Annotated in this window: 20 protein-coding genes and 2 tRNA genes; 6 read left to right on the plus strand and 16 right to left on the minus strand. The window is 67.8% G+C overall.

The features are described from left to right. The first annotated feature begins 79 nt into the window (after nucleotides 1-79). The gene (gene valS / locus CQ034_RS05225) at nucleotides 80-2,695 is read left to right on the plus strand and encodes a valine--tRNA ligase (RefSeq protein ID WP_105710147.1); all 2,616 of its coding nucleotides are present in this window, start codon (nucleotides 80-82) and stop codon (nucleotides 2,693-2,695) included. After that, nucleotides 2,695-2,910 carry a hypothetical protein gene (locus CQ034_RS05230; RefSeq protein WP_105710148.1) on the plus strand — a complete coding sequence of 72 codons (216 nt, stop codon included), beginning with the start codon at nucleotides 2,695-2,697 and terminating at the stop codon, nucleotides 2,908-2,910. Before valS ends, CQ034_RS05230 begins: the two co-directional genes overlap by 1 nt. Before the next feature lie 31 nt (nucleotides 2,911-2,941). Here the strand turns inward: CQ034_RS05230 and CQ034_RS05235 are convergent, their stop codons facing one another. Together CQ034_RS05235 and CQ034_RS05240 are read right to left on the minus strand one after the other, a co-directional pair. Next, nucleotides 2,942-3,160 carry a hypothetical protein gene (locus tag CQ034_RS05235; RefSeq protein WP_029261636.1) on the minus strand — a complete coding sequence of 73 codons (219 nt, stop codon included), beginning with the start codon at nucleotides 3,158-3,160 and terminating at the stop codon, nucleotides 2,942-2,944. Next, nucleotides 3,157-3,780: a transcriptional regulator gene (locus tag CQ034_RS05240; RefSeq protein WP_105710149.1), complete on the minus strand. Its 624-nt coding sequence runs from the start codon at nucleotides 3,778-3,780 to the stop codon at nucleotides 3,157-3,159. The genes CQ034_RS05235 and CQ034_RS05240 overlap by 4 nt, the downstream gene beginning before the upstream one ends. Nucleotides 3,781-3,883: 103 nt before the next feature. Between CQ034_RS05240 and CQ034_RS05245 the strand changes: the two genes are divergently transcribed. Both CQ034_RS05245 and CQ034_RS05250 read left to right on the plus strand, forming a co-directional pair. Further along, complete coding sequence (locus CQ034_RS05245) at nucleotides 3,884-5,935, plus strand: M3 family metallopeptidase (protein WP_105710150.1); 2,052 nt, start codon at nucleotides 3,884-3,886, stop codon at nucleotides 5,933-5,935. A gap of 19 nt (nucleotides 5,936-5,954) precedes the next feature. Continuing rightward, entirely contained in the window at nucleotides 5,955-6,452 is a 498-nt protein-coding gene (locus CQ034_RS05250; protein ID WP_105710151.1) for a GyrI-like domain-containing protein, read from the plus strand. A 6-nt stretch (nucleotides 6,453-6,458) separates the two neighbouring features. Here CQ034_RS05250 and clpX read toward each other — a convergent pair whose 3' ends face one another. The 10 genes from clpX to CQ034_RS05300 form a co-directional block, all read right to left on the minus strand. Beyond that, nucleotides 6,459-7,727 (minus strand): ATP-dependent Clp protease ATP-binding subunit ClpX, encoded by a 1,269-nt coding sequence (gene clpX / locus CQ034_RS05255; protein ID WP_029261632.1) that lies wholly within the window; start codon nucleotides 7,725-7,727, stop codon nucleotides 6,459-6,461. Between the two features lie 178 nt (nucleotides 7,728-7,905). Then, nucleotides 7,906-8,757, minus strand: coding sequence for an aldehyde dehydrogenase family protein (locus CQ034_RS05260; protein WP_105710152.1), 852 nt, complete (start codon nucleotides 8,755-8,757; stop codon nucleotides 7,906-7,908). Then, on the minus strand, nucleotides 8,754-10,196 hold the full coding sequence (locus CQ034_RS05265; RefSeq protein WP_105710153.1) for an aldehyde dehydrogenase family protein: 1,443 nt from the start codon (nucleotides 10,194-10,196) through the stop codon (nucleotides 8,754-8,756). Before CQ034_RS05265 ends, CQ034_RS05260 begins: the two co-directional genes overlap by 4 nt. A gap of 13 nt (nucleotides 10,197-10,209) precedes the next feature. Then, complete coding sequence (gene deoC / locus CQ034_RS05270; RefSeq protein ID WP_029261629.1) at nucleotides 10,210-11,211, minus strand: deoxyribose-phosphate aldolase; 1,002 nt, start codon at nucleotides 11,209-11,211, stop codon at nucleotides 10,210-10,212. Beyond that, nucleotides 11,208-12,143 carry a sugar-binding transcriptional regulator gene (locus CQ034_RS05275; RefSeq protein ID WP_029261628.1) on the minus strand — a complete coding sequence of 312 codons (936 nt, stop codon included), beginning with the start codon at nucleotides 12,141-12,143 and terminating at the stop codon, nucleotides 11,208-11,210. The genes deoC and CQ034_RS05275 overlap by 4 nt, the downstream gene beginning before the upstream one ends. Before the next feature lie 154 nt (nucleotides 12,144-12,297). Continuing rightward, on the minus strand, nucleotides 12,298-12,939 hold the full coding sequence (locus tag CQ034_RS05280) for an ATP-dependent Clp protease proteolytic subunit (RefSeq protein ID WP_029261627.1): 642 nt from the start codon (nucleotides 12,937-12,939) through the stop codon (nucleotides 12,298-12,300). Nucleotides 12,940-12,959: 20 nt separating this feature from the next. Further along, complete coding sequence (locus tag CQ034_RS05285) at nucleotides 12,960-13,556, minus strand: ATP-dependent Clp protease proteolytic subunit (protein ID WP_017830295.1); 597 nt, start codon at nucleotides 13,554-13,556, stop codon at nucleotides 12,960-12,962. An 81-nt stretch (nucleotides 13,557-13,637) separates the two neighbouring features. Continuing rightward, nucleotides 13,638-14,132 carry a tetratricopeptide repeat protein gene (locus CQ034_RS05290; RefSeq protein WP_105710154.1) on the minus strand — a complete coding sequence of 165 codons (495 nt, stop codon included), beginning with the start codon at nucleotides 14,130-14,132 and terminating at the stop codon, nucleotides 13,638-13,640. A 72-nt stretch (nucleotides 14,133-14,204) separates the two neighbouring features. Then, nucleotides 14,205-15,680 carry a trigger factor gene (tig, locus tag CQ034_RS05295; protein WP_105710155.1) on the minus strand — a complete coding sequence of 492 codons (1,476 nt, stop codon included), beginning with the start codon at nucleotides 15,678-15,680 and terminating at the stop codon, nucleotides 14,205-14,207. A 62-nt stretch (nucleotides 15,681-15,742) separates the two neighbouring features. After that, nucleotides 15,743-15,816, minus strand: a tRNA-Pro gene (locus CQ034_RS05300). A 123-nt stretch (nucleotides 15,817-15,939) separates the two neighbouring features. On the opposite strand from CQ034_RS05300, the gene CQ034_RS05305 reads away from it, so the two are divergent. Both CQ034_RS05305 and CQ034_RS05310 read left to right on the plus strand, forming a co-directional pair. Further along, nucleotides 15,940-16,010 (plus strand) — tRNA-Gly (locus CQ034_RS05305). A gap of 125 nt (nucleotides 16,011-16,135) precedes the next feature. Next, nucleotides 16,136-17,368 carry a hypothetical protein gene (locus CQ034_RS05310; RefSeq protein WP_105710156.1) on the plus strand — a complete coding sequence of 411 codons (1,233 nt, stop codon included), beginning with the start codon at nucleotides 16,136-16,138 and terminating at the stop codon, nucleotides 17,366-17,368. A 74-nt stretch (nucleotides 17,369-17,442) separates the two neighbouring features. On the opposite strand, the gene CQ034_RS05315 is transcribed toward CQ034_RS05310, so the two are convergent. The 4 genes from CQ034_RS05315 to CQ034_RS05330 all read right to left on the minus strand — a co-directional run bounded on the left by CQ034_RS05315 (nucleotide 17,443) and on the right by CQ034_RS05330 (nucleotide 20,122). Then, nucleotides 17,443-17,796: an RNA polymerase-binding protein RbpA gene (locus CQ034_RS05315; RefSeq protein ID WP_017830291.1), complete on the minus strand. Its 354-nt coding sequence runs from the start codon at nucleotides 17,794-17,796 to the stop codon at nucleotides 17,443-17,445. Then, a complete protein-coding gene (gene secG, locus CQ034_RS05320) occupies nucleotides 17,796-18,044 on the minus strand; it encodes a preprotein translocase subunit SecG (RefSeq protein ID WP_029261623.1) in 249 nt (82 codons plus the stop codon). Before secG ends, CQ034_RS05315 begins: the two co-directional genes overlap by 1 nt. An 81-nt stretch (nucleotides 18,045-18,125) precedes the next feature. Next, nucleotides 18,126-18,917 (minus strand): triose-phosphate isomerase, encoded by a 792-nt coding sequence (gene tpiA / locus CQ034_RS05325; RefSeq protein ID WP_105710157.1) that lies wholly within the window; start codon nucleotides 18,915-18,917, stop codon nucleotides 18,126-18,128. Beyond that, the gene (locus CQ034_RS05330; RefSeq protein ID WP_105710158.1) at nucleotides 18,908-20,122 is read right to left on the minus strand and encodes a phosphoglycerate kinase; all 1,215 of its coding nucleotides are present in this window, start codon (nucleotides 20,120-20,122) and stop codon (nucleotides 18,908-18,910) included. The genes tpiA and CQ034_RS05330 overlap by 10 nt, the downstream gene beginning before the upstream one ends. Nucleotides 20,123-20,130 lie beyond the last annotated feature (8 nt).

Here is a 20,130-nt window from a genome sequence, read left to right on the forward strand (position 1 = left end):
CTCGCTCGGTAGACTGGTCCGCACACCCCACACTCAGGCACGCTCACACAGTGCCGCATACATCGCTCGAGGAGACCCCATGCCTGCTTCCGAATCGATTCCCACCGGGATTCCCGACAAGCCCGTACTCGAAGGTCTCGAGGCGAAGTGGGACGCCGCCTGGGCGGAGCAGGGCACCTACCTGTTCGACCGTCTGCGCGCGGCACAGGCCGGCCGTGAGGGCGTGTACTCGATCGACACCCCGCCGCCGACGGCATCCGGAAGCCTGCACATCGGGCACGTGTTCTCGTACACGCACACCGACGTGAAGGCCCGCTACGAGCGCATGCGCGGCAAGACCGTGTTCTACCCGATGGGCTGGGACGACAACGGCCTTCCCACGGAGCGCCGCGTACAGAACTACTACGGCGTGCGCTGCGATCCCTCGCTCCCCTACGACGCCGACTTCACGCCCCCGTTCGAGGGCGGCGACAACAAGTCGAGCCGCGCGGCCGACCAGCAGCCGATCAGCCGCCGCAACTTCATCGAGCTCTGCGAGCGCCTCACCATCGAGGACGAGAAGCAGTTCGAGGCGCTGTTCCGTCAGCTCGGACTGAGCGTGGACTGGACCCAGACCTACCGCACGATCTCGGACGACACGATCCGCCAGAGCCAGCTCGCATTCCTGCGCAACATCGAGCGCGGCGAGGCCTACCAGGCACTCGCACCGACCCTGTGGGACATCGACTTCCGCTCCGCCATCGCGCAGGCAGAGCTCGAGGACCGCGACCAGCAGGCCGCGTACCACACGATCGAATTCCCCTTCGCGGACGGCTCGGGATCGATCGCGATCGACACCACGCGACCGGAGCTGCTCCCCGCATGCATCGCCCTCGTGACGCACCCGGAGGGTCCGCACAAGCACCTCATCGGGAGGAAGGTGAAGACGCCGTTCTTCGGCGCCGAGATCGAGATCCACGGACACCACCTCGCCCAGCCCGACAAGGGCACGGGAGCGGCGATGGTCTGCACCTTCGGCGACGTGACCGACATCGTGTGGTGGCGAGAGCTGCGCACCACCGAGAACGAGCCCCTGCCGAACATGACCACGATCGGCCTCGACGGACGCTTCCTCCCCGAGGCGCCCTCGTCCGTCGAGAACCCGGAGGCGGTCTCCTGGTACGCCGAGGAGCTCGCGGGCAAGACCGTGTTCAGCGCGCGCAAGGCGATCGTCGAGAAGCTGCAGGAGACCGGCGACATGACGGCCGTCGGCAAGCCGTTCAACCACGCGGTGAAGTTCTTCGAGAAGGGCGACCGTCCGCTCGAGATCGTGTCGACCCGCCAGTGGTACATCCGCAACGGCGCCCGCGACGGCGAACTGCGCGACACGCTCATCGCCCACGGTCAGGAGCTCGCCTGGCACCCGGAGTTCATGCGCGTGCGCTACGAGAACTGGGTCGGCGGCCTCACCGGCGACTGGCTGGTGTCGCGCCAGCGGTTCTTCGGAGTGCCGATCCCGCTCTGGTACGCGCTCGACGAGAACGGCGAGCGCGACTACGACCGTGTGCTCGCCCCCGACGCGGCGACGCTCCCGATCGACCCGACGACCGATGTCCCCGCCGGATACACCGAGGACCAGCGCGGCGTGGCCGGCGGGTTCGACGCCGAGGCCGACATCCTCGACACCTGGGCGACGTCGTCCCTCACGCCGCAGCTCGCGGGTGGCTGGCAGCGCGACGAGGAACTCTGGAACCTCACCGCGCCGTTCGACCTGCGCCCGCAGGGTCAGGACATCATCCGCACGTGGCTGTTCTCGACCATGCTGCGCTCCACTCTCGAAGACGACCGGACCCCGTGGCGTAACGCCGCGATCTCCGGCTTCATCGTCGACCCCGACCGCAAGAAGATGTCGAAGTCCAAGGGCAACGTCGTCACCCCGGCCGATGTGCTCGAAGCTCACGGCTCAGACGCGGTGCGCTACTGGGCGGCATCGAGCCGACTCGGCATGGATGCGGCGTTCGACCCGCAGAACCCGACGCAGGTGAAGATCGGCCGTCGCCTCGCCATCAAGGTGCTGAACGCGGCCAAGTTCGTGCTGTCGTTCCCCGTGCCCGAGGGCGCGCAGGTGACGCATGCCCTGGATGCATCGATGCTGACCGCCCTCGACGGTGTGGTGACCGAGGTGACCAAGGCGTTCGATCGCTACGACGCCGCCCGCGCGCTCGAACTGACCGAGGCGTTCTTCTGGACCTTCTGCGACGACTACCTCGAGCTCGTGAAGGAGCGCGCCTACAACCAGGCCGACGTGGGTCAGGCTTCCGCCGCGCTCTCGCTGCGCCTGGCCCTCTCGACGCTCCTCCGCCTGCTGGCGCCGGTGCTGTCCTTCGCCACCGAGGAATCGTGGTCGTGGTTCGAGGAAGGGTCCGTGCACACGGCGGAGTGGCCCACGCCGCTCGGCATCGACGGCGACCCGGCCGTCCTCGCTGCCGCGAGTGAGGCGCTGATCGGCATCCGTCGGGCGAAGACCGAGGCGAAGGCGTCACAGAAGACTCCGGTCTCGCGCGCCGCGATCGCCGCTCCGGCTGCGAAGCTCGAGGCGCTCCGTGCCGCCGCCGATGACCTCCGCGCCGTCGGCCGCATCGCCGAGCTCGAGTTCAGCGAGGCCGAGGAGTTCGCGGTCACCGCGATCGATCTCGCACCGGTCGAGGGTTCCTGATGCAGCTCGGCACTCGATGGGCGGCCGGATCCGAGGCACCGGCCTCGGTCCCCGCATCGCTGCGTCCCGCGATCGCCGCGGTGGAGGCGAAGGGCCTCACCGGCCACTGGACCCTCACCTGGCTCGAGGGCCGCGCCATCGCGGAGCTCGACGCCGGCTGGGAGGTCTTCCAGGCCGCATCCGGCGAGGTCGTCGCCCGCCCCTTCACGGACTGAGCCCGCCCGCACGGAGAGACTTCGGGCTCGTTCAGAACCGTGGGATGTCGAGCTGCGCGAGCGCGCGGGTCAACGACTGCGGATCCTGTGTCGGTGTCTGCTGCTGCCGCAGTCTGTCGAGAACGCGCGCGTGCCGCTCGGCCCGGCGGGCGACGCGGCGAGCGACCCATGCGGTGAGAGTCTCGGCCAGCCGAAGCAGCCGAGCCTCGGTGTGGGTCGGAGCCATCAGGTGAAGCGTTGCGGTGGTCATGATTCCTCCTCCGAGTCGGTGGCGGGTGCGGATGACGCGGTCGACGGTGTCGACAGGTCGAAGAGCTCGGTTCGCAGCGACACCCGCCGCACGTCCGGGCCGGTCTGACCCCGGTAGCGCTCGATCGCGCCCTCGACAATCGCCTCGAGCTCATCGCGGAGCGACACCGCCTGCTCCGGCGTCAGATCCAGGTGCGTGGTCATGATGACGCCGGTGTCGCGCCACTCCTCCGGCACGTCCGCCTGAGGGCGATTGACGTAGGCCATGAGGGTCTCGTGACGAAGACGGAAGAACTCCGAGTTGACGATCTGGGCCGCCGCGCGATTGGCGGGCGAGGTCATCTCGTCGGGACCGGGAACGTCGATCCGTCCCTTCGGCCGTTCCCACCACCGCTCGCGGGCGGTGCCTCGCCCCTCGACCTCGCGGATGAGGTCGTGCGCGGCGAGTGCGCGAAGGTGGTAGCTCGTGGATCCGGAGGTCTCCCCCACGAGGGCCGCCAGCGAACTGGCGGTCTGCGGGCCGCGAGCCGCGAGCAGGTCGAAGATCTTCACCCGCAGCGGGTGCGCGAGCGCCTTGAGTGCCCCGGCATCGAGCGTCCGTACCTGCGTCCCGTTCGTCATGTATGCAAAGATACCTTTGCAAAGCTTTCTTTGCAAGTGTTTCTTTGCAAGACTCTCCTGACGATTCCTGAGCTCTGATAACCTCGGTGGATAGGCTCGGAAGATGACCGACGCCACGAATCCGCTCCTCCAGCCGTCGACTCTCCCCTTCGGGCTCCCCGATTACCCCGCGATCCGGCCCGAGCACTATCTCCCGGCATTCCAGGCCGGGTTCGAGGAGCAACTCCGCGAGGTCGCCCGCATCACGATGGTGCGATCGATGCCGACCTTCGAGAATACCCTCGAGACGCTCGAACGCTCGGGCGAGCTGCTCGACCGGGTCGCGCACGCCTTCTACACGGTCAGCTCCGCGGATGCGACGCCGGAGATCCAGGAGATCGACGAGCAGCTCGCACCCCTCATGGCCGCCCACCAGGACGCGATCACCCTCGACGCGCAGCTGTACTGGCGCGTGCAGCAGGTGTTCGAGCAGCGGGATGCTCTCGGTCTCGACGCCGAGCAGCGCTACCTGGTGGAGCGCCACCACCGCGAGATGACGCACGCGGGTGCCGGCCTCGACGACCAGGCCAAAGAACAGCTGACGGCGCTGAACCAGAAGCTCTCGACACTCACGAACACGTTCGAGCGCAACCTGCTGAACGACACGAACGACCTCGCCGTCGTGTTCGACACCCCCGCGGAGCTCGATGGTCTGAGCACCGGAGAGCTTTCGGCCGCGGCGCGTGCCGCGACGGACCGCGGGCTCGACGGCAAGCTGCTCATCACGCTGCCGCTGTTCACGGGACACCCCGCCCTGGCCCAGCTGCGAGTGCGGGAGTCGCGACGGCGCATCATGGCCGCCTCTCTCGCGCGCGGATCCCGCGACAACGCGAACGACAACCGCCCGGTCCTCCTCGAGATCGTGCGGCTGCGGGCGGAGCGTGCGGCTCTGCTCGGGTACGAGTCGCACGCGGCGTACGTCACCGCCGACGAGACGGCCGGGACTCCCGATGCCGTCGAGCAGATGCTGCGTCGGCTCGCCGCGCCCTCCGCACGTAATGCGACGGCCGAGCACACCGCTCTGCAGGCGATCGTCGACGAGACCGAATCCACGCCGTTCGCCGTGGAGGCCCACGACTGGGCGTACTACACCGAACGGGAGCGCACGGCGCGGTACGACATCGACTCCAGCGCCCTGCGCCCCTGGTTCGAGGCGGAGCGCGTGCTGCAGGACGGAGTCTTCTTCGCCGCGACGCAGCTGTACGGTGTGACGTTCGCGGAGCGCGAGGACCTGGTGGCTTACCACCCCGGGACTCGCGTGTTCGAGGTGCGCAACGACGACGGAACTCCCGTCGGCCTGTACGTCCTCGACCTGTACACGCGCGATTCGAAGCGCGGAGGGGCGTGGATGAACGCGATCGTGAGTCAGTCCCGCCTGCGCGGCACCGCACCGGTCGTCGTCAACAACCTCAACGTGCCGCTGCCCGGCGACGGCGAGCCCACACTGTTGACTCTCGACGAAGTCACCACGCTGTTCCACGAGTTCGGACATGCCCTCCACGGACTCTTCGCGACGGTGACCTACCCGCACTTCGCCGGGACGAACGTGTTCCGCGACTTCGTCGAGTTCCCGAGCCAGGTGAACGAGATGTGGATCCTCTGGCCGGAGGTCCTCGACAACTATGCCCGACACCACGAGACCGGCGCACCCCTCGACCCCGCCATCGTCGAGCGTCTGCGCGCGACCGAGACGTTCGATCAAGGCCACGCGACGAGCGAGTACCTGGCCGCCGCATGGCTGGACCAGGCGTGGCACCGCGTGGGCGTCGACGCGGAGATCGGCGACGTCGCCGCGTTCGAGGCCGCCGCCCTCGCCGACATCGGCCTCGACGACCCGGCTGTCCCCACCCGCTACTCGTCCACATACTTCGCGCACGTCTTCTCCGGCGGGTACAGCGCGGGCTACTACTCCTACATCTGGAGCGAGGTGCTCGACGCCGACACGGTCGACTGGTTCCGGGAGAACGGCGGGCTCACCCGCGCCAACGGTGACCGGTTCCGCGGGCGCTTGCTCGGGGTCGGCGGTTCGAAGGACCCCCTGGAGGCGTACCGCGACTTCCGGGGTCGCGACGCCGAGATCGAGCCGCTGTTGAAGCGCCGTGGTCTCGGCGGCTGAGTCGTGAGACCCTGAGGGCATGAACGCATTCCCCGACGCACCGTTCGGCCCGGCTGACCGTCTGGACCTCGACGCCGTTCCGCTCGCGGTGATCCGTCACAACGGCATCCGCATCGCCGACCTTTCCGACGCGTTCGACGCGGGCTACTCGGCGATCGCCCTGACGTTCGCCGGCGACGTGCTGACCCCGGCCGGCCCCGCGCTCGCGATCTACCACGGCGACCCGATGGACGTCTTCGATCTCGAACTCGGCTACCCCGTGGTCTCCCCGCCGGAGAATCCGATCCCCACGGCGAGCGGGAGTGTCATCATCGGCTCGGCCCTGCCGTCGGGGCCCGCTGTCGCGACGACCGTGTTCGGCTCCTACGAGGAACTCGGTGCCGGGTGGGCGGGTCTCGTCGAACGCGCCGGAGCGCAGGGATTCCGTACCGGAAGTGTCTGGATCGAGGTGTACGTGTCCGATCCGAGCACAACGCCGGCAGAGCTGCGCACCGACCTCATCTTGCCGCTGGCCTGATCGAGGTCACGCGCTCTTGCGCTTGCGCTCCATCACGATGGTGGGCGGCGCGCCTTCGTCGACGGCCGCGCGGGTCACGATGACCTTGGCGACGTCTTCTGCCGAGGGGATCTCGAACATGATCGGCCCGAGGACGTCTTCGAGGATGGCGCGGAGCCCACGGGCACCGGTCTTGCGCTCGACGGCGAGGTCGGCGATCGAACGCAGCGCGTCTTCTTCGAACTCGAGCTGCACGCCGTCGATCTCGAACATGCGCTGATATTGCTTCACCAGCGCGTTGCGCGGGCCGGTCAGGATGTCGATCAGCGCGGCCTGATCGAGCGGCGAGACCGACGTGACGACGGGAAGACGGCCGATGAACTCGGGGATCAGGCCGAACTTGTGCAGGTCTTCGGGGAGCACCTCGCTGAACAGGTCGAGGTCCTTGCCCTTGTCGTGCAGCGGCGCACCGAAGCCGATCCCGTGCTTGCCGACACGTGCGGACACGATGTCCTCGAGCCCGGCGAAAGCCCCGGCGACGATGAACAGCACGTTCGAGGTGTCGATCTGCAGGAACTCCTGGTGCGGGTGCTTGCGGCCACCCTGCGGCGGAACCGACGCGACCGTGCCCTCGATGATCTTCAGGAGCGCCTGCTGCACGCCCTCACCCGAGACGTCACGGGTGATCGACGGGTTCTCGGCCTTGCGGGCGATCTTGTCGACCTCGTCGATGTAGATGATGCCCTGCTCAGCGCGCTTGACGTCGTAGTCGGCGGCCTGGATGAGCTTGAGCAGGATGTTCTCGACGTCTTCGCCGACGTACCCTGCCTCGGTGAGCGCGGTGGCGTCGGCCACGGCGAAGGGCACGTTCAGGCGCTTGGCGAGCGTCTGCGCGAGGTAGGTCTTGCCGCAGCCCGTCGGACCGATGAGCAGGATGTTGCTCTTCGCGATCTCGACCTCTTCGGCCCGCTGCTCGGCGGACTGCAGAGTGCCGAGTGCACGAACGCGCTTGTAGTGGTTGTAGACGGCGACGGAGAGAGCGCGCTTGGCGGGCTCCTGACCGACGACGTACTCCTCGAGGAACGAGAAGATCTCACGCGGCTTGGGCAGCTCGAACTCCGCGACACCGTCGCCGGAGGACTCGGCCATCCGCTCTTCGATGATCTCGTTGCAGAGCTCGACGCACTCGTCGCAGATGTACACGCCGGGTCCGGCGATCAGCTGCTGGACCTGCTTCTGACTCTTTCCGCAGAATGAGCATTTGAACAGGTCAGCGCTTTCACCGATGCGGGCCATGCGCGTCCTCCTATGGGGGATCAGAGATCGTCCTTCGAGCCTAACCGCTGCATACGACACTGGGCCGCATTGGACCGTACTCGGCATCGGGTCGCGACACGTGAGGAGTCAGGAACCGCCGCTATCCCCGGTTCCGAGGCGGCGATTCCCGACCCCTCACGAGATCTGCAGAGCCGCGTCAGACCATGCTCTTGGTGTGCCAGACCGTCTTCACCTCGGTGAAGACGCCGATCCGCTCGGGAGAGGCGACGACCTCACCCGGAGTGAGCACACGCTTGAGGGTGTCGGCGGCCGCGATCTGCATGTCGACCCAGTCGAGGTCGCCGGCACCCGCGAGGTCGAGGGCGTTCACATCCTGGTGCGACGCCAGCCACGGGGCGACCTCCGCAGGCGAACCCGTCAGCACGTTGACGACGCCGCCCGGCACGTCACTCGTGGCCAGGACCTCGGCGAGGCTGATGGACGAGAGCGGATGCCGTTCGCTGGCCACCACCACGACCGTGTTGCCCGCCACGAGCGCCGGAGCGACGACCGAGACCAGCCCCAGCAGCGCGGAATCCTGCGGCGCGATGATCGCGACGACGCCCGTCGGCTCCGGAACCGAGATGTTGAAGTACGGGCCCGAGACCGGGTTCGCGTTACCCGCGACCTGGGCGTACTTGTCGCACCACCCGGCGTACCAGACCCAGAGATCGATGGCCTCGTCCACCTGCGTGGCCGCAGCGGAGGACGAGAGCCCCTGCTGGGCGACGATCTCGTCGATGAACTGCGCGCGCCGCCCCTCGAGCACCTCGGCGACGCGGTAGAGCACCTGGCCGCGGTTGTAGGCGGTCGCCCCGGACCAGCCCTTGACCGCGGCGCGCGCGGCCACCACGGCGTCACGGGCATCCTTGCGGGAACCCTTCGCGGCATTGGCGAGGAATTCACCCTTGGGCGAGAGCACCTCGTACGTGCGACCTGACTCGCTGCGCGGGAAAGCCCCGCCGATCGCGAGCTTGTACGTCTTCGGGACGGTCAGACGCTTGCTCATGCTGCAGCTCCCTTGAGGTAGGCGGTGAGACCCTGACGTCCGCCCTCGCGGCCGTATCCGGACTCCTTGTAACCGCCGAACGGGCTCGACGGATCGAAGCGGTTGAACGTGTTGGCCCAGATCACCCCGGCGCGGAGCCGGTCGGCCACCGCGAGGATGCGGGATCCCTTGTCGGACCAGATGCCCGCCGACAGCCCGTAGGGCGTGTTGTTCGCCTTCGCCACGGCCTCGGCCGGTGTGCGGAAGGTGAGCACCGAGAGCACGGGACCGAAGACCTCGTCACGCGCGATGCGGTGCGACGCCTCGACTCCGGTGAAGATGGTCGGAGCGAACCAGAACCCCTGCTCGGGGATCGCGCAGTCGGCCGTCCAGCGCTCCGCACCTTCGGCCTCGCCGATGTCACTCAGCTCGCGGATGCGGGCCAGCTGGGCGGCGGAGTTGATCGCACCGATGTCGGTGTTCTTGTCGAGCGGGTCGCCGAGGCGCAGAGTCGACAGGCGCGCCTTAAGCCGGTCGACGACCTCATCGTGGATCGACTCCTGCACCAGCAGGCGGCTCCCTGCGCAGCAGACGTGGCCCTGGTTGAAGAAGATGCCGTTGACGATACCCTCGACGGCCTGGTCGATCGGAGCATCGTCGAACACGATGTTCGCGGCCTTGCCGCCGAGTTCGAGGGTCACCTTCTTCTTGGTACCGGCCACCGCGCGCGCGATGTCGCGACCGACACCGGTCGAACCCGTGAAGGCAACCTTGTCCACATCGGGGTGACGCACGAGCGTCGAGCCCGTGGCTCCCGCTCCGGTGACGATGTTCACGACACCGGCCGGAAGGTCGGCCTGCTGCAGGATCTCGGCGAAGATCAGCGCCGTCAGCGGCGTGGTCTCGGCGGGCTTGAGCACGACCGTGTTCCCGGCGGCGAGAGCGGGCGCGATCTTCCACGCGAGCATGAGCAGCGGGAAGTTCCAGGGGATGATCTGTCCGGCGACGCCGAGAGCGCGGGGGTTCGCGCCGAGCCCGGCGTGATCGAGCTTGTCCGCCCAGCCCGCGTAGTAAAAGAACCAGGAGGCGACGAGCGGCACGTCGACGTCGCGACTCTCCTTGATCGGCTTGCCGTTGTCGAGGCTCTCCGCGACGGCGAGCTCGCGAGCACGCTCCTGCACGAGGCGGGCGATGCGGAAGAGGTACTTGCCGCGGTCGCGGCCGCTCATCCGCGACCAGGTCTTCTCGTAGGCGCGACGCGCCGCCTTGACCGCACGGTCCACGTCGTCGTCACTCGCGGAGGCGATCTCCGCGATGTGCTTCTCGGTCGCCGGGGAGATGGTGTTGAAGGGCGTGCCCGACCCGTCGACGAACTCGCCGTCGATGAACAGCCCGTAGCTGTTCTTGAGGTTCAGGACCGCAGTGGACTCCGGTGCGGGAGCGTATTCCAGAAATGACATGTTCGTCTTCCCGTCAGTCGATCGTGACGTAGTCGGGGCCCGAGTAGTGGCCGGAGCTGAGCTTCTGACGCTGCAGGAGCACATCGTTGAGAAGGCTGGACGCACCGAAGCGGAACAGGTGCGGCTGCAGCCACTCCTCCCCCACGGTCTCGGCCACCGTGACGAGGTACTTCACCGCGTCCTTCGAGGAGCGGATGCCGCCGGCCGGCTTCACGCCGATCTTCTCACCCGTGCCGCGGTGCCAGTCGCGGACCGTCTCGAGCATCAGCAGCGTGGTCGGCAGGGTCGCCGCCGGCTGCACTTTTCCGGTCGACGTCTTGATGAAGTCGCCTCCCGCCAGGATGCCGAGCCAGGAGGCACGCTTGATGTTGTCGTAGGTGTTCAGTTCACCGGTCTCGAGGATCACCTTGAGGGAGGCGGACGAACCGTCTTCGCGGCGGCAGGCTTCCTTCACCTGGGCAATCTGATCGAACACGAGGCCGTAGCGCCCGGAGAGGAAGGCTCCCCGATCGATGACCATGTCGATCTCGTCTGCGCCCGCGGCGACCGCCTCGGCGGTGTCGGCGAGCTTGATCGCGAGCGACGCACGGCCGCTCGGGAACGCCGTGGCCACTGCCGCGACCGAGATCAGACCGTCGTCGGGGTCGCCGTGCAGGCCGCCCAGGGCGGTGACCGCGTCGCCCACCATGTCGCCGTACACGCACACGGCCGCGACCCGAGGGGTCGAGGGGTCGGCGGCGTCCGGATTCTTCGCCTTCGCGACGAGCGATCGCACCTTGCCAGGAGTGTCCGCACCCTCGAGTGTGGTGAGGTCGATCAGCTTGATGATGGTGTCGAGGGCCCAGGCCTTCGACGTGGTCTTGATGGAGCGGGTGCCGAGGCCCGCAGCGCGCTGCTCCAGGCCGACCGCGTCGACGCCGGGGAGCCCGTGCAGGAAGCGACGGAGGGTGGCATCGTCCGGCTCACCGCCGAGGACATCCACCGCCGTCCTGCGGCTGATTTCTGTGGTCGTCACTGTTCCTCCAACAATGCTCGTGCTGTGGTCTCATCGGTCACCAGTACGCCGCACAGGCCACTGGTCACGACCGTACGTGCGATGTCGTGCTTGGCGGGGCCCGCCGTGACGAAGATCGCGTGGGCGGCTCCGCGCAGCCGGTCGAGCGACACGCCGACCGTCCGGGCATCGAGCTGCGAGTCGACGATGTTGCCCTCGGCATCGACGTAGCGGCCGAGAACGTCGCCGACCGCGCCGCGCCGCGCCAGCTCCTCGACCTCTTCGCCCGTGAGGTAGCCGTTCTCGACGTGGGCGGACGAGGCATCGCAAGGTCCCGCGGTGAACAGGAACGCCTGCGCCTCGGCAGCTTCTTCGAGAACCGCCGCGACCGTGCGGTCGGACTCGATGGCCTGTTTGGTCTCCACGCGCTCGAGGATCGCCGGGCTCGGCAGCAGCGACACCTGCCCGGAGGCGCGCTGGGCGATCGTCACGGCCAGCCCGGCCGCACCGCCGGAGCGGCGGTTCAGGCTGACGCCGCCGTTGAGCTGCACGACGGTGACGCCGTTGGCCCATCCGTCGGGGAGGGCTTCAGCGACGGCACGGAGCGTACGCCCCCAGCTCACGCCGAGGGTGCGCGGAACCGGACGCAGCGCGGTAAGGAAGTCGGCGGCAGCCTGCGCGACGCGCTCGAGCGTCCCGTCGTCGCCGTCCGGCGCGGGCACGACGACGGCATCGGTGAGGCCGAACCGCTCCACCAGCATCCGCTCCAGACCGAGCCGACGGGCACGCGGGTGCACGATCTCGATGCGCACGATGCCGCGGTCCTTGGCCTGGACCAGAAGTCGGCCGACCTTCCAGCGGGAGATCTTGAGGAGCCCGCCGATCTCGTCCTGGGTCTTGTCCTCGTCGTAGTAGAGCTCGGCGACGCGAACCATGAGCAGATCTTCTTCCACGGCATCCTCCTTCCTCACCCAGCGTAGGCCGGAAACTGCGTTCGCGCACGCAATTGCTCATATGAGCAGAACGCCCGCAGCGCGTGCACATTCGCCGGACACGGCGAAGGGGCGCCCGTCATGATGACGGACGCCCCTTCAGAACCGAACGGTCTCAGACCCGCTTGCGCGTGGTGAGCACCTGGTCGACGATGCCGTACTCCAGCGCCTGCGCGGCGGAGAGGATGTTGTCGCGATCGATGTCACGGTTCACCTGCTCCGGGGTGCGCTTGGTGTGCCCGGCCAGGGTCTCCTCGAGCCAGGTCCGCATACGGAGGATCTCCGCGGCCTGGATCTCGATGTCCGAAGCCTGGCCGTGGCCGGCCTCGCCCATCGCGGGCTGGTGGATCAGCACTCGGGCGTTCGGCAGCGCGAGACGCTTGCCGGGTGCGCCGGCCGCGAGCAGCACGGCCGCGGCGGATGCCGCCTGGCCGAGCACGACGGTCTGGATCTGCGGCGCGACGTACTGCATCGTGTCGTAGATCGCCGTCATCGCGGTGAACGAACCACCGGGCGAGTTGATGTACATCGTGATGTCACGCTCGGAGTCCTGGCTCTCCAGGACGAGGAGCTGCGCCATCACGTCGTCGGCCGACGCGTCGTCGACCTGCACGCCGAGGAAGATCACGCGGTCTTCGAACAGCTTGTTGTACGGGTCCTGACGCTTGAACCCGTAGGCCGTGCGCTCCTCGAACTGCGGGAGCACGTAGCGGCTGGAGGGCAGGTCACCGGCAGCGCGGAAGGTGGGTGTGTACATGAGCGTCCTTTCGCTTTCCGTTACTCGGTGTCCTGGTCGGTTCCGCCGCCGCCGATGACGTCGGAGGCCGATTCGCGGATGTGGTCGACGAAGCCGTACTCGAGCGCTTCCTCGGCGGTGAACCAGCGGTCGCGGTCACCGTCGGCGTTGATCTGCTCGACAGACTTGCCGGTCTGCGCTGCGGTGATCTCGGCGAGGCGGTTCTTCATCGACATGATGAGCTGCGCCTGGGTCTGGATGTCACTCGACGTACCGCCGAAGCCACCGTGCGGCTGGTGCAGCAGCACCCGGGCGTTGGGCGTGATGTAGCGCTTGCCCTTGGTGCCCGCGGTCAGCAGCAGCTGGCCCATCGAGGCTGCCATTCCGATGCCGACGGTGACGATGTCGTTCGGCACGAACTGCATCGTGTCGTAGATCGCCATACCCGCGGTGATCGAGCCACCCGGCGAGTTCACGTAGAGGTAGATGTCTCGCTCGGAGTCCTCTGCGGCGAGAAGAAGGATCTTCGCGCAGATCTCGTTCGCGTTCTCGTCTCGCACCTCCGAGCCGAGCCAGATGATGCGGTCCTTCAGCAACCTGTCGAAGACGCTCGTTGCGAGGAGGGGTTCTGCAGCCATGTCAGCTCCTGATTCCGTGTTTCAGTGATTCGAATCTACCGGCGACAACGCAGCACTCAGGCCGTGTTCGCCGTCGGCATATCAGGTGTCGATGCCGGCGATCTCGTGGGCGTAGGCCGTCATCGAGCGGTGGTACCGCGGGAGGTGCGGCACGAGGGCGAGCAACGCGACCGAGAGCCCCTGCGCCGGTCGCCCGGCACTCGCGAGGATGAGTGCGTGGACCGTCGCGACGGCGTCGCGATAGGGCCCATCAGCCGACAGCTCCTCCTCGGCACGGATGACGGCGAGAGCCTCGTCGTACTCCCCCAGGTTGCGCAGGGAGCTCGCCAGCTGGATCACGCACTGCGGGCGGTGCTCCTCGTCGAGACCGAGCTGCAGGGCGCGCCGGTACAGTTCCACGGCCTCGGCCGGCTTCCCCGCAGAGTCGCGCGCACCCGCACGTTCGAACTCCGCGCGTGCGTCGTCCGATCCGCGCTCGGCGGCCAGGGCATCGATCCGCGCGATCGTGTCGTCGCCGACCTCTTCGCCCGTCGCGTCCTCCCACACCTCGTCGATGCGCTCATCCCACGTCTTCATCGCTGCTCCCTCCCTGGATGGAAAAGAGGGCGGATGCCGCAGCACCCGCCCTCTTCACTGGATCGTGTCCGATCACTCAGCCTTGTCGGCAGCCTTCTTGGCCGGAGCCTTCTTGGCGGCGGGCTTCTTGGCAGCCGGCTTCTTCTCGGCGGTCTCGTCCGCAGCGTCGGCCTCGGCCTTCTTGGCCGGAGCCTTCTTGGCGGGAGCCTTCTTGGCCGGAGCCTTCTTGGCCGGCTTCTCCTCGGCTTCCGCCTCGGTCTCGGCCTCGTCGTCCGTGACGATGAAGTCGGAGAGGTCGACGGCCTTGCCATTGCTGTCGACGACCTTGACCTTGCCGAGCGCGATGGCGAGGGCCTTGTTCCGGGCCACCTCACCGACGAGCGCGGGCAGCTGGTTCGAGGACTGCAGCGCCTCGACGAACTCCTGCGGAGCCATCCCGTACTGCGCGGCAGACTGGATCAGGTACTGGCTCAGCTCTTCCTGCGAGACCTGCACGTCGGCCTGCTCGGCGATCGTGTCGAGCAGCACCTGCGTGCGGAACTGCTTCTCGCTCGCCTCGGTGACCTCGGCGCGGTGCACGTCGTCCTCGAGACGGCCTTCGCCCTCGAGGTGGTTGTGCACCTCGTCCTCGATGAGCTGCGGCGGAACCGGGATCTCGATCTTCTCGAGCAGCGCCTCGACGAGCTTGTCGCGCGCGGCGGAACCCTGCGTGAAGACGCCCTGCTGTGCGACGCGCTCAGCCAGGCTCTCGCGGAGCTCCGCGATGGTGTCGAACTCGCTCGCGATCTGCGCGAAGTCGTCGTCGGCCTCGGGAAGCTCGCGCTCCTTGACGGCCTTGACGGACACGGAGACTTCGGCCTCGGAGCCGGCGTGGTCGCCGCCCACGAGAGCCGAGCGGAACGTGGTGTCCTCACCGGCGGTGAGCGACTCGATCGCGTCGTCGATGCCCTCGAGCAGCTCGCCGGAGCCGATCTCGTAGGAGACGCCCTCGGCGCGGTCGATCTCTGCGCCGTCGATCGTCGCGACGAGGTCGAGTTCGACGAAGTCGCCCTTCGCTGCCGGACGGTCGACCGGCACCAGCGTGCCGAAGCGCGCACGCATGTTGTCGAGCTCGGCATCCAGTGCGGCCTCGTCGGCCTCGACGGCGTCGACCGTCACGGTGATGTCGTCGTAGGAGGGCAGCTCGATGTCGGGGCGGACGTCCACCTCGATGTCGACGAGCAGGTCACCGGAGAAGTCCTTCTCGTTCGGCCACTGCGTGATGTCGGCGGCCGGACGGCCGACGACGCGCAGCTTGTGCTCGACCGTGGCGTCACGGAAGAACTTGTCCAGGCCCTCGTTCACCGCGTGCTCGATGACCGCACCGCGGCCGATGCGCTGATCGATGATGGGCGCCGGGACCTTGCCCTTGCGGAAGCCGGGGATCTGCACGTCCTGAGCGATGTGCTCGTAGGCGTGCGCGATGCTGGGCTTGAGGTCGTCCGGGGTGACCGTGATGGTGAGCTTGACCCGGGTCGGGGTCAGCTTCTCGACGGTGCTGTTCGCCATGCTGGTGTGTTCTCCTTGTGATTTCCGCGCGGTATCGCGGCTGTAAGGTCCGTGGGGCCGTGTCGGGGCGACAGGAGTTGAACCTGCGACCTCCCGCTCCCAAAGCGGGCGCTCTACCAAGCTGAGCTACGCCCCGGGGAATCCGCACGCAGATTCAGCCCCACCGAGTCTAACGGACGAGAGCACCCCCGACTGTCCGGTATGATCGATGAGTCCGGAGATGCGACTCCGGCCCGTCCCCGAGATTCCGCGGGGATCCGGGGCTGTAGCTTAGTGGTAAAGCCTTAGTCTTCCAAACTAATGATGCGGGTTCGATTCCCGTCAGCCCCTCCGGATCAGAAGGCCCCCATCGGAAACGGTGGGGGCCTTCTCGCATGCTCGGCGGTCGGTCCAATACTCTGAAAGCATCGACTCTCGCAGTCTCCGACCGGAAGGCACCATCGAATGGGCACGACGTGACCGCCCCGCTTCCGTCCGGCCTGGAGGCTTCGATCCCCCTGACACGCGGGCCCCACGAGCTGCCGGCGCGCTTCTCCTCGAGTCCGAATCCGACCGCGCGTCCCCGTGCTCGCCGACGCCCGCATCAAGGCCTCCTCATCGGCGTTCTCGGCGGCGCCGCGGTGATCGCCGCCCTCGGCATCACCCAGCTGTCCGCGAACCTCGGCTACGACGCTGCCGCGGACCGATTCGCCGACACCCTGCGGACCGCGACGGCGATCACGTCGGAAACCGCTCACACCCGAGACGTGCTGACCCGGGCGACGGATGCCGGCCACGTCATCCTGGACGCGGGCAGCGCACAGATCGCCGTGCCGGAGGAGACCGTCTCTGCACTGTCGACCGCCGTCGCCGAGGGGGAAGAAGCCGGAAGGGTCGCGGAGAAGCTCCTCGCCACCGCCTTGCCGTCCCCCGAGGAGAAGCCGGTCTGGTTCTGGGAGCTGTTCGGAGCGTCCGCGGCGCTCGTCGAGGACGAGAGCGCGCTCGACGAACTGGCGCAGGAGCTCGAAACCGCGTCCGAGAGCGCCGTCGAAGCCGAGGAGGCCGTTCAGGAGAGTGGCCTGGGCGTGCTCACCGCAGCCGGTGAGGCGGCAGCGGGTTTCGAGACGGCACACCCCTCAGCCCGCAACGATGCCGTGATCGCGCTCCGGAGCGCCGCCGCGGATGCGCTGGCGGCGACGACCGTCGATGACGACGCGGCGACCACCTATGTCGCATTGCAGGACGCCGGCGCGCAGGTCATCGCGACCGAGTCCGAAGAGATGGCGGAGAAGTCGGGGCCGTTGCGAGGTGCTCGCCTGGAGATCGAGGCCTTCGCCCGCTCGCTCGCCCCCGGGGTGCTCCTCGAATTCGACTGGTCCCCCGTGGTCAACGGCGCGGGTTACAACGGCAGCATGGGCGGGTACACCACGTGGTGGTGGGATGACCCCGGCCGCGCCAACATCGAGCTGTCGAACTCGGTCGCCGAGCAGTGGCCGGCGGAGCGGAGCAAGGCACTGGTCGCGCACGAGGTCGGTCACGCGATCAGTGTCAAGTGCGAGGACATGTACGACGCGTCGACACAGGACAGCATCGAGAAATGGGCGACTGCGTGGGCCATCAGCATGGGATACACCGACGATGCCAACGGGGTCTGGGCCTACGGATACCCGCCTCAGGAGTACATCGACGCCGCAGCGGGCTGCCGCTGAGCCACGAAACAGACCCGGGAACGGAAGAAGCCGCCGTGATCGCTCACGGCGGCTTCTTCGATGTCAGCTCGAGGTCACTGTCCCCGACGCTCGCGCAGCTGCGTGAGTGCGTCGTCGAGAAGCTGGACGGCTTCCTCGTCGGTACGACGCTCCTTCACATACGCGAGGTGCGTCTTGTACGGCTCCGCCTTCGCGAGAGCAGGAGGGTTCTCCTTGTCACGCCCGGCCGGGAGACCCGACTGCGGGTGATCGATCGTCTCGGGGATCTCCTCTTCGGGGAGTCCCGCAGCGAAGTAGCGCACGGTCTCGTTGCCGAGTCCGTCCCAGTACGAGACCGCGATGCGGTCGGCGTGATAACCGTGATCCTGCTCGCCCATCGGGCCGGAGCCGACACGGGTGCCGCGGATGGCGTTTCCACCGGTAGCCATCAGATGACCTCGAATTTCGTGATGAGGCCCAGCGCGACGATGGCGACGAACCATGTCAATGCCAGGACGACGGTGAAGCGGTTCAGGTTCCGCTCCGCAAGACCGGAGGAGCCGACCGCAGAGGTCATGCCTCCACCGAACATGTCGGACAGTCCACCGCCCCGACCTTTGTGCAGGAGGATGAGGAGGGTCAGCAGAACGCTGGTGATGCCCAGCACGACCTGCAGGACGAACTCGAGAATTGCCACGAGAAAGAGCCTTTCGCTGGGGCCGGAACGCCCCCGTAACGGTCAAGTATACGGTGCAGCGGGGCCGCAGCCCCGCTGCACTCACACTCCGACGTGCTTCTCGAAGCGGATGATCGCTGCGAACTCGTCCACGACGAGGCTCGCCCCGCCGACCAGTGCGCCGTCCACATCGGGCTCGCGCATGAAGCTGGCGATGTTCGCCGCCTTCACGGAGCCGCCGTAGAGGATGCGCGTGCGCGCGGCTGCCTCGTCGCCCAGAACCTTCGCGACGACCGCACGCAGAGCGGCGCAGACATCCTGCGCCTGCTGCGGCGTCGCGGCCTGGCCGGAGCCGATCGCCCACACCGGCTCGTACGCCACCACGATCTCCGCCTTCGGGGACACGCCCTGAAGCGCGGCCTCGAGCTGCGACACCGGAACGGCGCTCGCACCGAACTTCTCCAGGTCGCCCGCGGTCTCACCGACGCAGATCACCGGCACGAGACCGTGCTTGAGCGATGCCTGCACCTTGGCCGCCACGACATCGTCGCCCTCGGCGTGGTATTCACGACGCTCCGAGTGGCCGATGATGACGTACTTCGCGTCGAGCTTCGCCAGGAAAGCACCGGAGACCTCACCAGTGTACGCACCGGAGTCGTGTGCCGACACATCCTGCGCACCGAGCGCGAACGGGATCTTGTCCGCGTCGATGAGCGTCTGCACGCTGCGAATGTCGGTGAACGGCGGGAAGACCGCGACCTCGACGGATCCGTCTTCGTGCTTGGCATCCTTCAACGTCCAGTGCAGCTTCTGCACGAACGCGACCGCCTGAAGGTGGTCGAGATTCATCTTCCAGTTTCCCGCGATCAGCGGGGTACGGGAGTTCACACCCATCCGAGGACCTCCAGCCCAGGTAGTTTCTTGCCCTCGAGGAACTCGAGGCTCGCGCCGCCGCCGGTCGAGATGTGACCGAACTGGTCGTCGGTGAATCCGAGCTGACGCACGGCCGCGGCGGAATCGCCGCCACCGACGACACTGAGGCCGTCGACCTCGGTGAGCGCCTGCGCGACGGTCTTGGTGCCGGCCGCGAACGCCGGGAACTCGAACACGCCCATCGGGCCGTTCCAGAACACGGTCTTCGATTCGCGGATGACGTCGGCGAAGCGTGCTGCCGTCTCCGGACCGATGTCGAGTCCGATGCCGGAGGCACCGAACGGCGTCGACTCGATCGCGTCCGCCGCGGCGACTTCGTGCGCGGCGTCCGCGCCGAACGATGCGGCGACGACGACATCGGTGGGGAGCACGAGCTCGACACCGCGTTCGGCCGCCTCGGCGATGTAGCCGCGAACCGTCTCGAGCTGATCCTCTTCCAGCAGGCTCGAAGCCACAGCGTGCCCCTGCGCCTTCAGGAAGGTGAAGAGCATTCCGCCACCGACGAGAATCCTGTCGACGCGCGGCAGCAGGTGCGAGATGACGCCGAGCTTGTCGCTGACCTTCGACCCGCCGAGCACGACCGCGTACGGGCGCTCGGGGTTCTCGGTCAGGCGGTCGAGCACGTCGAGCTCGGCCGCGATCAGCAGACCGGCCGCCGACGGGAGCAGCTCGGCGAGCTCGTAGACGCTCGCCTGCTTGCGGTGCACGACCCCGAATCCGTCGGAGACGAGCACGTCGCCGAGCTCGGCGAGCTCAGCCGCGAAGGCTGCGCGCACGGACTCGTCCTTCGCGGTCTCCCCCGGGTTGAACCGCAGGTTCTCGATGACGACGACCCCGCCGTCCTCGAGCGAGGCGACGGCCTCCTTCGCCGACTCGCCGACCGTGTCGCGTGCGAACGCGACCGGAGCGCCGAGCAGCTCGGACAGCCGCTGAGCCACCGGCTCCAGGCTGTACTGCGGGTCGGGCGCGCCATCCGGCCGTCCGAGGTGAGAGCACACGACGACGCGGGCGCCCGCGTTGATGAGTGCATTGAGGGTCGGCAGCGAGGCGCGGACACGGCCATCGTCCGTGATGATCCCGTCCCGGAGCGGGACGTTGAGATCACAACGGACGATGACGCGCTTGCCCTCGAGCGACCCCAGTGTGTCCAGGGTGCGCAGAGTCATGTTCCTGA

Origin of the sequence: Microbacterium sp. MYb45, assembly GCF_002979655.1 — a bacterium.
Classification (GTDB): domain Bacteria; phylum Actinomycetota; class Actinomycetes; order Actinomycetales; family Microbacteriaceae; genus Microbacterium.

What these genes read in the sequence shown, in the direction of transcription:
- valS (WP_105710147.1), top strand. Translation starts at nt 80, where the DNA reads ATGCCTGCTTCCGAATCGATTCCCACCGGGATTCCCGACAAGCCCGTA.
- CQ034_RS05230 (WP_105710148.1), top strand. Translation starts at nt 2,695, where the DNA reads ATGCAGCTCGGCACTCGATGGGCGGCCGGATCCGAGGCACCGGCCTCG.
- CQ034_RS05235 (WP_029261636.1), bottom strand. Translation starts at nt 3,160, where the DNA reads ATGACCACCGCAACGCTTCACCTGATGGCTCCGACCCACACCGAGGCT.
- CQ034_RS05240 (WP_105710149.1), bottom strand. Translation starts at nt 3,780, where the DNA reads ATGACGAACGGGACGCAGGTACGGACGCTCGATGCCGGGGCACTCAAG.
- CQ034_RS05245 (WP_105710150.1), top strand. Translation starts at nt 3,884, where the DNA reads ATGACCGACGCCACGAATCCGCTCCTCCAGCCGTCGACTCTCCCCTTC.
- CQ034_RS05250 (WP_105710151.1), top strand. Translation starts at nt 5,955, where the DNA reads ATGAACGCATTCCCCGACGCACCGTTCGGCCCGGCTGACCGTCTGGAC.
- clpX (WP_029261632.1), bottom strand. Translation starts at nt 7,727, where the DNA reads ATGGCCCGCATCGGTGAAAGCGCTGACCTGTTCAAATGCTCATTCTGC.
- CQ034_RS05260 (WP_105710152.1), bottom strand. Translation starts at nt 8,757, where the DNA reads ATGAGCAAGCGTCTGACCGTCCCGAAGACGTACAAGCTCGCGATCGGC.
- CQ034_RS05265 (WP_105710153.1), bottom strand. Translation starts at nt 10,196, where the DNA reads ATGTCATTTCTGGAATACGCTCCCGCACCGGAGTCCACTGCGGTCCTG.
- CQ034_RS05280 (WP_029261627.1), bottom strand. Translation starts at nt 12,939, where the DNA reads ATGTACACACCCACCTTCCGCGCTGCCGGTGACCTGCCCTCCAGCCGC.
- CQ034_RS05285 (WP_017830295.1), bottom strand. Translation starts at nt 13,556, where the DNA reads ATGGCTGCAGAACCCCTCCTCGCAACGAGCGTCTTCGACAGGTTGCTG.
- CQ034_RS05290 (WP_105710154.1), bottom strand. Translation starts at nt 14,132, where the DNA reads ATGAAGACGTGGGATGAGCGCATCGACGAGGTGTGGGAGGACGCGACG.
- tig (WP_105710155.1), bottom strand. Translation starts at nt 15,680, where the DNA reads ATGGCGAACAGCACCGTCGAGAAGCTGACCCCGACCCGGGTCAAGCTC.
- CQ034_RS05315 (WP_017830291.1), bottom strand. Translation starts at nt 17,796, where the DNA reads ATGGCTACCGGTGGAAACGCCATCCGCGGCACCCGTGTCGGCTCCGGC.
- tpiA (WP_105710157.1), bottom strand. Translation starts at nt 18,917, where the DNA reads ATGGGTGTGAACTCCCGTACCCCGCTGATCGCGGGAAACTGGAAGATG.
- CQ034_RS05330 (WP_105710158.1), bottom strand. Translation starts at nt 20,122, where the DNA reads ATGACTCTGCGCACCCTGGACACACTGGGGTCGCTCGAGGGCAAGCGC.